This window comes from Campylobacter sp. LR291e, from assembly GCF_008633915.1.
Taxonomy (GTDB): domain Bacteria; phylum Campylobacterota; class Campylobacteria; order Campylobacterales; family Campylobacteraceae; genus Campylobacter_D.
On sequence record NZ_VJNV01000023.1, the window covers coordinates 34684 to 48138 of the forward strand.

Genomic DNA, 13455 nt, shown 5'->3' on the forward strand with positions numbered 1-13455 from the left:
ATTTATTTATAAATTTCATGTAAAATTTGTTTTAAAGATAAAATTTAAAATACAAAGAATAAGCCGTGAAAGAATTTTTAAAAAGCCTTAATTTTGGTCTTTATGCTAATAAAATCAATAACGAGTTTAAACAAATTTTAAGAGAACTTTTAGCTAATGATATCATCAAGGAATATAAAAATAAATATTATTTAAATAATGGCTATGTCTTTGGTGAGCTTGATATTACAAGTAAGGGTACGGGTTTTTTAAAATGTTTTGATGAAAGCTTTACTAAGGATTTATTGATTGAAAATAAATATTTAAAGGGGGCTGATTACAAAGATATAGTAGTTTGTAAACTTTTGCCACTTAGAAAAAAAAGACCTAGTGCTAAGGTGATTTTGGTTTTAAAAAAGGCAAATGAAAGTTCTATAGTTATTACTAAACAATACGCAAATGTTATTTTAGGAATGAATATTAAAACTGGCTTAAGCGTAGCCTTAAAGGCCTCTCAAAAATCCTTAAAAGCCTTGCCACTAGGCACAATTTTAAAAATAGAAAATGTAAATAATAACATAACGCAGGTTTTAGGGCATATTGATGATGAAAGTGTGGACGAGAAAATTTCTTTAAATTTATATAATAAAAATAGCGAATTTAATCAAACTTGCATTAACGAGGCCCTTGCAAATGGAGATAGCGTTGATGCTAGTTTTTATCCTCGTAGAAAGGATTTAAGGCATTTAGCATTTTGTACAATCGATCCCTTTCATGCAAAGGATTTTGACGATGCTATTTTTTATTCTAAGCAAGAAAACGCCCTTTATGTAGCAATTGCTGATGTTAGTGAGTATGTACATGCTTATAGTGCGATTGACAAAGAGGCTAGAAATAGAGGCTTTTCTATATATTTTCCCCATGTTGCAATCCCTATGTTGCCACATTTATTAAGTGAAAATATCTGTTCTTTAAAGCCAAATTTAGACCGCCTTGCCTTTTGCTTTAAGCTAAGTTTTGATGATAATTATAAGGTGGTTAAAGAAGAATTATTTGAAGCAATTATTAATTCTAAGGCTCGTTTTAACTATGATGAAGTAGATATTTTTTTAGAAAAAAAGCCTGATTTAAAAGAAATATCCTGGCTTTATGAACTTTTTAAAATCACTCAAATTTTAAGAAAAGAAAGACTTAAAAATGCCTTTGAATTTAGGACAAAAGAACTTAGAATGATGCTTGATGAGAATTTAGCCTTGAAAAACACAATTTACGAAGAAGATACCTTTTCTCATAATTTAATTGAAGATTGTATGCTTTTAGCAAATAAAGCAGCGGCAAAAATGATTGACATAGGCATATTTAGAAATCATTTAAGTGCTGATTCTAAAAAGATTGATAAGCTTATAAATGAACTTGCAAGTCTTGGTATAGATGTAAAATTAAAGCCAAATTTACCCGAACTCATACGAGATATCCAAACCCTGGCTGATGAGTTAAATTTAAGAGGAGAGGTGGATAAATTAATTATAAAAGCTCAAAAAAAGGCAGAATATGCAAGTATTAACGCTGGGCACTTTGGCTTAGGCTTTGATAAATATACTCATTTTACAAGCCCTATTAGAAGATATTCAGACCTTATCTTGCATAGACTTTTAAAAGCAAAATTAAAAAACGATGAAAGGCTTTTTAATTATTTGCTTTTGAATATAGATAGTACTTGTGAGAATTTAAGCGTACTTGAAAGGGAGGCTGATAAGGTTGCCTTTGATTTTATGGATAGGAAATTTGCAAGGTGGGCAAAGAAAAATATAGGCAAGAAATTTAAGGCTTTAATTATAGAAAATACTAGCGTAAATATAGCTAGATTGGATGATGATATAAGGGGGGCTGATATTATTTTAAGTGATATTAATGTAAATTTATTACAAAAAGTTGAGGTTGAAATAACACAAAGTGATATAGTAATGGCTAAAATTTTTGGTAAAATTACAAGGAATTTAACTTCGGAGGATTAATGTATAAAAAGGATCTACAAGGCTTACTTTATAAAGATGATTTTCCAAATTTCTTTGCACTTTATGGGGCTGATAATTTTCAAATAGAACTTTTTACAAAATTTATCAAGGAAAAATTTAAAGTTGATGAAAGCTTGAAAATGTACTTTGAAGAATACGATTTTAATAGGGCTGTTGATTTTTTGTCCTTGGGTTCTTTATTTAGTACTACAAAATTACTTGAATTAAAATTAAGCAAAAAACCAGCCAGTAAGGAGTTAAATAATTTAGTTGAACTTTGTAAAAAAAATAAGGATAATTTTTTTATCTTAGAACTTTATGATGAAAATTCAAAGCAAAATGATTTAGAAAAGGCATTTGAAACAAATTTTGTTCGCTTTTTTAAGCCAAATAGTCCAAGAGAGGCCATAGAACTTTTAGAATTAAAAGCAAAGGATCTTAATGTCAATGTTACGCAAAATGCCTTATTTGCCTTATATGAGATTTTTGATGAAAATTTATATCTTGCAGCTAGTGAGTTAGCTAAATTTCAAGGCTTAAATTTGGATGAAAACAATGTTAAAACCTATTGTTCTAGCGTAAATTTAGGCAGTTTTGAGAGTTTTTTTGACCTTCTTTTAAAAAAGGCTGATATTAGAATAGAACTTGAAAAAATCTTAGATAATTCAAATGAAATAGCCTTTATTAACTCACTTTACAATGAATTTTATAGGCTTTTTAAAATAGCCTTATTTGCTAAGATTAACGGCAGGGTTGATTTAAAAGAAATTCTAAACTATGCCCCGCCCCCGCAAGTTGCTAAGAATTTAAGCACTCTAGCCTTTTCTTTAAAATTAGAACAATACAAAGAAATTTTTTACATACTTTTAAAAACAGAACATAGCATTAAAACTAAGTCAAATTTAATAAAAAAAGAATTTTTAATATCCCAAATGCTTAAACTTTCTCGCTTTTTAAAAGCTTATAAATAATTTGGTGCGTCATTTGAAAAGAGTATTAAATCATTTTCTTTAGTTTGTGTTGCCAGTGTTGGGACAAGTTCGCTTTTATCATTAAGTATAATATTTTTAATATTTAAGTGTTGTTTAAAAATACCAGCATTAATCCTTGCACTAATTATAGCCATATCAAAGCACTCATTTATAATCTTGCAAAGCCTTATATTTTCTTCTTCTTCAACCTCTATTATACCAGGGGTTACAAGTACTCTTTGCCCCTTATTATAATCTTTACACATCCTATAACTTTCACTCATCCCAGCAAAATTCCCATTAAAGCCATCATCTATAATAAATTTTGGATTTTTAGAAATTACTTGCAAGCGGTGTTCAACAGGGTTTAGTTTTGAAATTTTTTCACTTAAATTTATTATATTTAAGCCAAGTTCTTTAGCACAACATATACAAGCACATAAATTTTGAGCGTTAAAGGTACCTAAAATATGGCTCGTAAAATGATAGGTTTTATCAATTATCATAGAAAATTCTAAACTCTCAAGGCTAGAATTTGCCTTTGTTAATTTTGTATCATAAATTATTATATTTTCACCTTCACTAAGCTTTGTACTAGAATGGACAAAGGCCTTTTTTAATCTCTTTGATTGCAAGGCTTCAAGCTTTGTTTTTCTTATATTTTCAACGCTTTTAAAATATTCTAAATGAGCCTTTCCAATCTCACCTATAATGCAAAAATGAGGGTTTAAAAATTTAGTTATTTCTAAGATATCACCTTTTAATCTAGCCCCGGCCTCTACTATATAAATTTGAGTATCAGGTTTTAAATTTTCATTAATATCTTTTATTATGCCAAGTAAGGTATTTACACTTCGTGGTGTTTTTTGTACTAAAAAATCATCTTTTAAAAGTTCGTATAAAAAATTTTTTATACTAGTTTTTCCAAAACTGGCTGTTATTAAGATGATTTGCAAATATTTAAAAATATAAATTTTTCTAGCCCTTTTTTTATAATAAGCATTTAATAAAATATCATAAATTTTTAAAAGTATAAAAGATAGTGGCAAGGTAGTGGTTAAAAAATACAAAGAATAACTAAGGGCTAAATAGCTAAAAATAGCACTTAATATTATTAAAATTATAAAAAAAACTATAACCTTTTTTGTAAAAACTAGCTTTTTGTCAAGCTTTTTATGCCAAAAAATAAGACCTAGGCAGTTTATTAAAAGATAGATTAAAAGTATAATTTGATTAAAAGCAATAAGACTTATAAAAATCAAGCAAGGTACGATTATAAAATATAAATGCAAGTAAAAATTATGATAATGAAAGATAATGCGTTTAAATTTATATGAATACCATTGCAAGGTTAAGATAAGGTAAAATCCTAGGCTTAGATTAAATAAAAATGAATTTATTATTTGCATTATAGCCCCCTAATCTTGTCGCTTATAAATTTGCCTTCTTTTAAAAAGAAGAAGTGGTCTCCTTCTAAGGCATAAAAGGTACTATTTTTTATAAGTGAGTGAATTTTTTCTCCACTACTAAGTGGGGTTGCCTTATCATATTTTCCCCAAAAAATAAGGGTTATTGCTTTTTGATTTTTAAAAAAATCTTCGAAGTTTTCATCCACTATTTTTTTAAAAATTTCATACATTAAGGGACTTAAATTTGCCCCGTCCTTGCTTACAAAAAATTTATAAAAATGAGAAAAACCTAGTTTTTTTAAGAATTTAAATATCTTTATTTTTAAACGCACTTTAAGGCTTTTTTTTACCACTATGCCAGCACTTGAAAGAAGAATTAATTTTTGATTTTCTTTACATAAAAGCGTAGCAATCTTACCTCCATAAGAATGACCTATGAAAATATCAATATCAATTTTTTTTGACTTTAAAAATTCATTTATGATATTTACATAATCCTTGCTAACTATTATTTCTGCAACGTTTGATTTACCAAAGCCAGGCAGGTCTAAATAAATATGAGTATAATCTTTTAAATACTTGCTAAATGCTTGTTGCATTAATTCTTTATTTGCCCCCCAGCCATGCAAAATAAGAATTTTTTTTTCTTGATTTGGATTTTTTAATTCATAAGAAAGATTATATGTGTGATTATTATATAAAATGCTTGTACTAGCCAATTTAAACCTTTTTATTATAGATATTTTCTAATAAATTTAAGGCATCTTGTAAACGTTCAAATTCTTTCATACTAAGCATTACAGCTTCAAATTTATTATTTTTCAAAATAACTAATTTTCCACTTTCACTTTTTTTAAGCTTATCAACAATACTACTAAAATTTCGCACCAACTCAGTAGCCGTATATATTTCATCCTGTTTAAAAGAAAGCATTTTTTTTCCTAAAATACATAAAATTTCGTGTAAAATTTAGCGTATTTTCACTTAAAAAGCTATAATTTTCCTTTTTGTCCGTTTATAGAATGTAAAAAAGAATAAGAAATTTCTATTTTTTCTTCATTTTTAACGCTTTTTGCTAATCTTTCTAAGATTTGATTAAAATCCTTAAATAAATAATTTGCAAGTGAGCCTGGATTTGGGTTTATTTCATTAAGATAAACTTCATTATCAAGCACGAAAAAATCACATCTTATAAGTGCTCCTTTAAATAAAGGATTATAAATTTTTTTAAAGCTTTGCCTTAATTTTTCTTTTAAACTCTCACTTATATCAGCCTCAACCACTTCACTACTATTTGAAAAGCTATAATACTTTTGTTCAAAGTCTAATAATTCCTTTTTATGTGGTTCTTCTATAATAGAAAAAATAAACTCATCATCCACCATGCACCCTGCTAAATTATATTCTTTTATATTGCTTTTAAATTCTTCAACTATGATATCAGTGTCAAATTCAAAGCCCACATCCTGAGCATAATTAAATTCTATATTATCTTTTAAAACCGAAATTCCTATACTACTTCCAAGTCTAGCTGGTTTTAAAATGCAAGGATAATTTATCTTTGGCAAGGCTTGATTTTTTCTTAACATTACATAAGGCAGGGTTTTAACGCCAACATTTTTAGCATAAAGTTTAGTTAATTCTTTATTAAAGGATAAAACACTAGCCTCCATTCTAGGACCTATGTATTTAAGTGAGTAAAATTCGCATAAAGCTGCTATTTTTCCATCCTCTCCGTCTTTTCCATGTATTAAATTTATAATACAATCAAAGCTTAAATCATTTGTACCAAAAAGGCTTTTTGAAAAAAAGCCACCTTGTTTTAAAAAGAGTTCTTTTTCTTTTTTATAAGCATTTGAACTAAATATTTTAGCGTTTAATTTTTCTTTTGGAATTTCATAAAATTTTCTATCTTTATCACAAAATACAAAGCAAAGTTCATTATTTAAAATTTTTTTTAACACCACAGCACTAACAATGCTAATTTCATGTTCGTACGAATTTCCACCAAAAAGTATAAGATATTTCATTTTTTTCCTTAGGCAAGTTTTTTAAGGGCTTCTTTTATAAGCTCACTAGTATCTTTTGACTCACAAGTTGCAAGCACAGAAAGAATTTTATCTTGTTTAAAGCCTAGACTTAATAAGGCTTGATAAGCCTCGTGTTTATCATCGCTAATACTTTCTATTTTTTTCATATCTCCAAGTTCGACTATAATGCGTTTTGCACTTTTTACACCAATACCAGGTACCTTTTTTAAAACAGATTCATCGCCTAAGGCTAGGGCCTTATAGAAGGAATTTGTATCAAGGCTAGAACAAACTGCCATTGCAGTGCTAGTTCCTACGCCATTTACTTTTAAAAGCATTTCAAAAACCTTTTGTTCATCCTTATCTAAAAAGCCAAAGAATTTATTAGAGTCTTCTTTTATTATTTGAGTGATTAAAAGCTCGATTTTTTCATTAATTTTTAATTTTGAAGAACAAAACAAAGATATAAAAACGCCATAACTTACGCCATTTTGACATTTAATAACAGCAAAGGTAGGTTCTTTTTTAGTGATTATGCCTTCGATTGCGACAACCACGAAAGCACCTCCTCTTCGTACTCTACACTCTTTTCAAGCACTATAAATTCTTGATTATCCATTTCTTGCTTTTTTAACCCTATGTATTTAAAATTCTCATTAGCAGAAGAGGCATAAAAAATATCTTCCTTTGGTTCAAGCAGACTAAATCTAATCTCGCACATTTCACTCCATTTTCCACTTTTATTAATAAAGGTAGCCTTGACAAGTTCATCTTGCAAACTTTTAAATTCATCATAAAATTTATTTTTTTCTTCTAAAAGTGCCTTTTCATCGCTTTGAGTTTTTATAAAATCCTTTTTAAGTAATTGATAATCCCTTAAAATCTTTTTATATTGTATAGGAATTTCTTGCTTAAAGGTTTGTAATTCTTGCATTTTTTTCTGTATGGTTATGATATTTGATTTATTTGCTAAAAGATTTTGTTTTAATATCAAGCATCTTTTATTAAGCTTTAAAATTTCATCGTGTAATTTTGTAAGAATTTGTTCGTAATTTTTTTCTTGGGTTTTAATCTTAGCGTGAAATTTATTATTTTCCCCTTCAAATTTTTCAACTACAGCATTTTCAAAAAAGGTGCAAAAATTATTATGAGTAAGTGTATCAATATAAATTTTATCAGCTATGATATTGCCCCCTAAGCTCTTTTTTATCTTAACAATCCTAGCCTTAATGGTACCATTTTCAAGTAAGTCTATATTTACAATATCCCCTTCTATATAACCTCTATGCGTTTTTATATAGGCCTCATTTTTTGCATAAAGTTTAGCCTTAGTATGTGTGGTCCCATCGATATTTAGCTTACTTGCCCTTAAATTTGTATTACCAGCCACGCTACCTGCGACATTTAATTCCTCGCATTCTATACCAACGCCAGAATTTACAGCATCTTGCATATCAGAAAGCAATCTTATATTAATCTTAACATTTTTATCAAGCCCAGCCTTAATAATGCCAACCGTTTTAAAATCCACACTTCCAAAATCAATAGTATTTGCTATATCAAAGCTATTAGCATTTTCGGCAACATAGCCCTTTTTTTGCGAAACATAATCTACATATCCATCATTTTGTATAGGTTTTAAATTTTCAGAACAAGAAAAATTTGTCTTGCTTTCAGCAGGTTTTGCAACCTTTAAAAAATGTAAATTTAAACTCTTTCCAGGGCTTCCATCTTTTTGTTGAATATGTCTTAGTATAGTTTCATTTTCATTAACCGCTATAATGCCTGATAATTTTTCATCAAGGGTATAATCTTGTACTTTTTCTTTATAAAATAATATTAGCCTTTCACTTTGACTAGGTACTAAATCAATTCCTCTTGCAACTATTAGTTGAATTTTTTCATTTATAGGTGTGTGTTGGTGTTTAGCAACTGTGTTAAAAAGATTTTGTTTAAAATCAAAAAAGCGAATCCCTAAGAAAAATTTTAGTTTAATAAGCTTTTTATAAATTGTTTGTATAAGGTCTAAGATAAGATTATCATGGTATTTTAATTTAGTAAAATCAATCTGTACCACTATTCTAGTAATATTTTTATTTGCACTTAAACGAATGGCATTTGAAACTTCATCAATGCCTTTTCTTTGAAAAAATTCTACCTTATAATTTTGTTGAATATGCAAATCTTCTTTTAAAAATACTTCATCCTTTTCAAAAAATGCTAAATCTTTTTCACTTATTTCTTCCCATTGTGGTGTGGTACCGAAACGATAATGTGTATCAAAAGAAAGCACATTAAAATCAACCTCTTCTACCTTTATATCAAGTTTTTTAGCAACATTAAAGATATCTTTATAAGGATTTTGTGTATTTATGGTTACTGTTTCTGGCAAATTTGCTCCATTTAAAAATAATTTTAAAATATATTATACTTAATTTTAATCAATTTTAGATAAAATACAAAAATATTTTTTTACGATTAATTTATAATGAAAAGTGTTATTTTTAAAAATTTTCTTATCAATGCATCAGGCATTTTATTTTCTAGAATTCTTGGACTTGCAAGGGATGTTTTACTCGCCCTTTTTTTAGGGGCAGGTTTATTTAGTGATATTTTTTTTGTAGCTATAAAAATGCCAGCATTTTTTAGGCGAATTTTTGCAGAAGGGGCCTTTGGACAATCTTTTTTACCAAATTTTGTAAAGGCTAAAAAAAAGGGTGCTTTTTGCTTTCAAGTACTTATTCAATTTGGTATTGTGGTGTTTTTATTTTGCCTTTTAGTTAGTTTTTTCGCCTCTTTTTTTACTAAAATTTTTGCCTTTGGTTTTGACGAAAATACCATAAAACTAGCCGCCCCTCTTGTTGCAATTAATATTTGGTACTTATTTTTTATCTTTTTAGTTACCTTTTTAGCAGCTATTTTAAACTATAAACAAAAATTTTTTATAACCTCTTTTTCGGCATCTTTATTTAATCTAAGTATAGTAATAGCAGCCTTTTTTGTTGATAAAAATGAACCTAATCAATCGCTTTATTATTTTTCCTATGCCACTGTTTTAAGTGGGGTAGCCCAGTTAATATTGCACTTAATGGTACTTCGTTCAAATTTAGTTATTAAAGCAATGTTTTTAGCAATGAAATTTAAAACTAAAACAAAATTAAATAATTTTTATGCAAATTTCTTTCACGGGGTGCTAGGTTCTTCAGCTACGCAGTTAAGCTCTCTTTTAGATACTACAATAGCAAGTTTTTTAATTACAGGCAGTATTTCTTATTTATACTATGCTAATCGCGTTTTTCAACTTCCACTAGCCCTTTTTGCAATAGCCATAACTCAAGTTTCCTTTCCTAAAATTTTAAAACACTTAAAAAATAAGCAAGAAGATTTAGCCTTAAATTTTATGCAAAAGGCCTTTGCAAGTTTGAGTATATTATTAATAATTTCAAGCATAATAGGCTCTGTTTTTTCCTTAGAAATTTCAAAGCTTTTATTTGAAAGAGGAAATTTTAACGAAAAAGATAGCCTTTTAACTGCTTATGTATTAATAGCCTATTTAATAGGACTTTTACCCTTTGGTTTACAAAAACTTTTTTCCTTATGGCTTTATGCTAGATTTAAGCAAAAAATAGCAGCCCTCATAGCCTTTAAGGCCCTTGTTTTATCCTTTCTTTGTTCGATTTCATTAATCTTTTTAATAGAAGATGAACACTTAAAGGTTTTAGCCGTAGCTCTTGCCAGTTCAATGTCAGCTTTTTATCTATTTTTTGCAAATATAAAAGAATTTGGCTTTAAACAATTTTTATCGATATTATCTTTTAAATGGGTTTTTATTGGCGTTTTGGGCTTAATTTTATTTGGGCTTTTACTTTTTTATTTAAAAGGTGTAATTTTATTTATGTTAATATGTTGCTTTGATTTTATAAAAGGAATGTTTTAATGAGGCTTTTTGATAGCGTTAGCAAGGAAAAAATTAATCTAAATCAAAAAGAAGTAAATATCTATCTTTGTGGTCCAACTGTTTATGATTTATCACATTTAGGACATGGAAGAAGTAGTGTTTGTTTTGATTTATTGCACCGTGTTTTATTAGCCTTAAATTATAAGGTAAATTTTGTTAGAAATTACACTGATATTGATGATAAAATTTTAAACAAAATGCAAGAAAGCAATAAGTCCTTAGAAGAAATAACTGAACTTTATATAAAAAAATATGAAAGTGATATGGCTAGTTTAAGGATTTTAGAACCAAGCAAAAAGCCAAGGGCTACGCATTTTATAAGGCAAATGTTAGAATTGATTAAGGACCTTGATAAAAGGGGCTTTGTTTATAAATTACAAGATGGAATTTATTTTGATACAAGCAAAGATAAGGCTTATTTAAGTCTTTCAAAAAAGCCCTTAGATAATACTAAAACGCGTTTAGAACAAGAAGTTAGCAAAAAAAATCCAAGCGATTTTGTTTTATGGAAATTTGATGAAAATTTTTATGAAAGTGAGTATGGCAAAGGAAGACCTGGTTGGCATAGTGAGTGCGTGGCTATGATTTTAGGCATTTTTAAAAATACTCTTGATATACACGCAGGAGGGGCAGATTTATTTTTTCCTCACCATGAAAACGAGGCAGCCCAGTGTCGTTGTGCTTATGATAAAAATTTAGCAAAAATTTGGCTACATAATGGCTTTGTAAATATCAATGGAGAAAAGATGAGTAAAAGCCTAAACAATAGCTTTTTTATAGAAGATGCCTTAAAATCAAATTTAGGAGAGGAGTTAAGACTTTATCTTTTAAGCGTTCATTATAGGGGGCATTTTAATTATTCTTTGCAGGATTTAGAACTTAGCAAAAAAAGACTTGATAAGATATATAGACTTAAAAAAAGATTAGAACTTAAAGAACTTGAGGATTTTCCTATACACTCAAATTTTAAAAGCCAAATTTCACAAAATATCTTAGAGGTTTTGCAAGATGATTTAAATATCTCAAAGGCCTTAGCCTTGCTTGATGATTTTATTATAAATGCAAATTTAAGCCTTGATAAGAATCAAAAAGATATAAAAGAAAAATTACAAGATGAATTTAAGGAAGTAGCTAAAATTTTTGGACTTGGCTTTTTGGACCCTGTTTTTTATTTTCAACATGGAGTAAGCAAAGAGGAGATTAAGTGTATAGAAGAACAAATTCTACAAAGAAAATTAGCAAAAGAAAACAAAGAATATACAAAGGCTGATTTAATAAGAGATAATTTAAAACAAAGGGGCATTTTATTACTAGATACTAAAAATGGCACTATTTGGGAGAAAGATAATGTGTAAAACAATGAGTTTGCTTGAAATTTTATCGCGTTTTAAGCCCTTTTATAAACAATATTGGTTTTATTTTGTCTTAGCTATAATAGGTATGTTACTAGGGGCAGGAGGTACTGCTGGAAGTGCCTATGTATTAGAACCTATACTAGATAAAGTTTTTATAGAAAAAAATGAAGCTTTGCTTTATTATATCCCTTTTTTAGTGGTTATTGCATATTTTGCTAAAAGTTTTGGCGTTTATATGCAATCTTTTTATATCTCTTATATAGGCACAAATATCTTAAAAACATTACGTGAAAAGGTCTTGCAAAATTTATTAAACCTTGATATGAAATTTTTTAAACAATACAGAAGTGGAGAATTAATAAGTCGTTGTACAAATGACATAAACGCACTTCAAAGCATAGTTTCAAATATCATACCTGATTTATTTAGAGAAAGCATAACTGCCATAGGACTTTTAGCCGTAGTTTTATATCAAAGTACTACCCTAGCGTTTTTTGCCTTTATTATTTTGCCCTTAGCAATATTGCCTTTAATGTTATTTGCAAGGCATTTAAAACGTTATGCAAGGAAAATTCAAGAAAAAAATTCAGACCTTTTATCTCGTTTAAGTGAAATTTTTACAAATATCGAACTTATCAAGGCAAATAACGCCCAGCTTAAAGAAAGTATGAAATTTAATACCCAAAATGATATGTTTTGTAAATTAAATTTAAAAAGCATTAGAATATATAATCTTTCAAGTCCCTTAATGGAAACCGTGGGTTCAATAGGCATCGCTATAGTTGTTATAATTGGCGGAAAAGAAGTTATTGAGGGTAATATGAGCGTAGGGTCTTTTACAAGCTTTACAAGTGCTTTATTTTTAGCTTATACGCCTATAAAAAGGATATCAAATTTATACAACCAGTTTCAAACGGCCATTAGTGCAAGTGAAAGAACCTTTTATTTGCTTGATTTAAGACCTGAGATTAAGGGTGGTGAAAAGCAGTTAAATAATATTGAAAAACTTGAATTTAAAAATGTAAATTTTGCATATGATGAGAATAAAGAAGTGCTAAAAAATGTAAGTTTTGATTTTAAAAGGGGTGAAAGTTTTGGTCTTGTTGGACCTAGTGGAAGTGGAAAATCTTCAATAGTTGGTTTGATTTTACATTTTTTTGAAAAACAGGGTGGTGAAATTTTAATAAATAATGAAAGATTAGAAAATTTTAGCCTTGAATCCTTGCGTTCAAAAATTTCTTTAGTTACCCAAGATATTTATATGTTAAATGATACAATAGCAGCAAATGTAGCATTTAGCGAGAACTTAGATGAAGAAAATGTTATAAAGGCTTTAAAACTTGCAAATGCCTTTGAATTTGTGGAAAAAATGGGTGGAATTCACACTCAACTTTTAGAAAATGCTAAGAATTTAAGTGGAGGTCAAAAACAAAGAATAGCAATAGCTAGGGCACTTTATAAAAAGCCTGATTTATTAATATTTGATGAATCAACTTCTGCCCTTGATAATGAAAGCGAAAAGGCCATTGTAAGAACCATTGAAAATCTTAAAAAAGAACATTTGATTTTAATCATAGCCCATAGGTTAAGCACCATTGAAAAGAGTGATAAAATCGCAGTTTTAAAGGATGGAAACATTTTAGCTATAGGAAATGATGAAGAACTTTTGCAAACTTGCACGCTTTATAAGCAATTTAAAAGTAAAGATGATAATTTAAGTTAAATTTGGTTAAAATCC

General features: G+C 28.3%; 11 protein-coding genes. 5 read left to right on the plus strand and 6 right to left on the minus strand.

What is annotated here, in order from left to right; genetic code table 11:
• The first annotated feature begins 65 nt into the window (after positions 1-65).
• Both FMM58_RS04750 and FMM58_RS04755 read left to right on the plus strand, forming a co-directional pair.
• Entirely contained in the window at positions 66-1994 is a 1929-nt protein-coding gene (locus FMM58_RS04750) for an RNB domain-containing ribonuclease (protein WP_150140397.1), read from the plus strand.
• The gene (locus tag FMM58_RS04755) at positions 1994-2965 is read left to right on the plus strand and encodes a DNA polymerase III subunit delta (protein ID WP_150140398.1); all 972 of its coding nucleotides are present in this window, start codon (positions 1994-1996) and stop codon (positions 2963-2965) included. Before FMM58_RS04750 ends, FMM58_RS04755 begins: the two co-directional genes overlap by 1 nt.
• On the opposite strand, the gene FMM58_RS04760 is transcribed toward FMM58_RS04755, so the two are convergent.
• The 6 genes from FMM58_RS04760 to FMM58_RS04785 are packed head-to-tail and all read right to left on the minus strand — an operon-like array spanning position 2956 to position 8796.
• A complete protein-coding gene (locus FMM58_RS04760) occupies positions 2956-4374 on the minus strand; it encodes a Mur ligase family protein (protein WP_150140400.1) in 1419 nt (472 codons plus the stop codon). The genes FMM58_RS04755 and FMM58_RS04760 overlap by 10 nt on opposite strands.
• The gene (locus FMM58_RS04765) at positions 4374-5093 is read right to left on the minus strand and encodes an alpha/beta fold hydrolase (RefSeq protein ID WP_150180452.1); all 720 of its coding nucleotides are present in this window, start codon (positions 5091-5093) and stop codon (positions 4374-4376) included. The genes FMM58_RS04760 and FMM58_RS04765 overlap by 1 nt, the downstream gene beginning before the upstream one ends.
• A 1-nt stretch (position 5094) precedes the next feature.
• Positions 5095-5307: a type II toxin-antitoxin system Phd/YefM family antitoxin gene (locus FMM58_RS04770; RefSeq protein WP_150140404.1), complete on the minus strand. Its 213-nt coding sequence runs from the start codon at positions 5305-5307 to the stop codon at positions 5095-5097.
• Positions 5308-5366: 59 nt separating this feature from the next.
• Positions 5367-6404, minus strand: coding sequence for a D-alanine--D-alanine ligase (locus FMM58_RS04775; RefSeq protein WP_150180453.1), 1038 nt, complete (start codon positions 6402-6404; stop codon positions 5367-5369).
• A gap of 8 nt (positions 6405-6412) precedes the next feature.
• Positions 6413-6961 (minus strand): Holliday junction branch migration protein RuvA, encoded by a 549-nt coding sequence (ruvA, locus tag FMM58_RS04780; protein WP_150140408.1) that lies wholly within the window; start codon positions 6959-6961, stop codon positions 6413-6415.
• Complete coding sequence (locus FMM58_RS04785; protein ID WP_150180454.1) at positions 6937-8796, minus strand: flagellar assembly protein A; 1860 nt, start codon at positions 8794-8796, stop codon at positions 6937-6939. Before FMM58_RS04785 ends, ruvA begins: the two co-directional genes overlap by 25 nt.
• A gap of 96 nt (positions 8797-8892) precedes the next feature.
• Here FMM58_RS04785 and murJ point away from each other — a divergent pair, with 96 nt between their 5' ends.
• Genes murJ through FMM58_RS04800 form a run of 3 tightly spaced genes read left to right on the plus strand, consistent with a single transcriptional unit; the run spans position 8893 to position 13440 of the window.
• A complete protein-coding gene (gene murJ, locus FMM58_RS04790; RefSeq protein WP_150140412.1) occupies positions 8893-10341 on the plus strand; it encodes a murein biosynthesis integral membrane protein MurJ in 1449 nt (482 codons plus the stop codon).
• Complete coding sequence (gene cysS, locus FMM58_RS04795; protein ID WP_150180455.1) at positions 10341-11717, plus strand: cysteine--tRNA ligase; 1377 nt, start codon at positions 10341-10343, stop codon at positions 11715-11717. The genes murJ and cysS overlap by 1 nt, the downstream gene beginning before the upstream one ends.
• Complete coding sequence (locus tag FMM58_RS04800) at positions 11710-13440, plus strand: ABC transporter ATP-binding protein (RefSeq protein ID WP_150140416.1); 1731 nt, start codon at positions 11710-11712, stop codon at positions 13438-13440. Before cysS ends, FMM58_RS04800 begins: the two co-directional genes overlap by 8 nt.
• Positions 13441-13455: the final 15 nt, after the last annotated feature.

Bases quoted from the DNA above. Each gene is read 5' to 3' on its own strand.
- FMM58_RS04775 (WP_150180453.1), bottom strand. From the start codon at position 6,404: ATGAAATATCTTATACTTTTTGGTGGAAATTCGTACGAACATGAAATT.
- FMM58_RS04760 (WP_150140400.1), bottom strand. From the start codon at position 4,374: ATGCAAATAATAAATTCATTTTTATTTAATCTAAGCCTAGGATTTTAC.
- murJ (WP_150140412.1), top strand. From the start codon at position 8,893: ATGAAAAGTGTTATTTTTAAAAATTTTCTTATCAATGCATCAGGCATT.
- FMM58_RS04755 (WP_150140398.1), top strand. From the start codon at position 1,994: ATGTATAAAAAGGATCTACAAGGCTTACTTTATAAAGATGATTTTCCA.
- FMM58_RS04770 (WP_150140404.1), bottom strand. From the start codon at position 5,307: ATGCTTTCTTTTAAACAGGATGAAATATATACGGCTACTGAGTTGGTG.
- cysS (WP_150180455.1), top strand. From the start codon at position 10,341: ATGAGGCTTTTTGATAGCGTTAGCAAGGAAAAAATTAATCTAAATCAA.
- FMM58_RS04800 (WP_150140416.1), top strand. From the start codon at position 11,710: ATGTGTAAAACAATGAGTTTGCTTGAAATTTTATCGCGTTTTAAGCCC.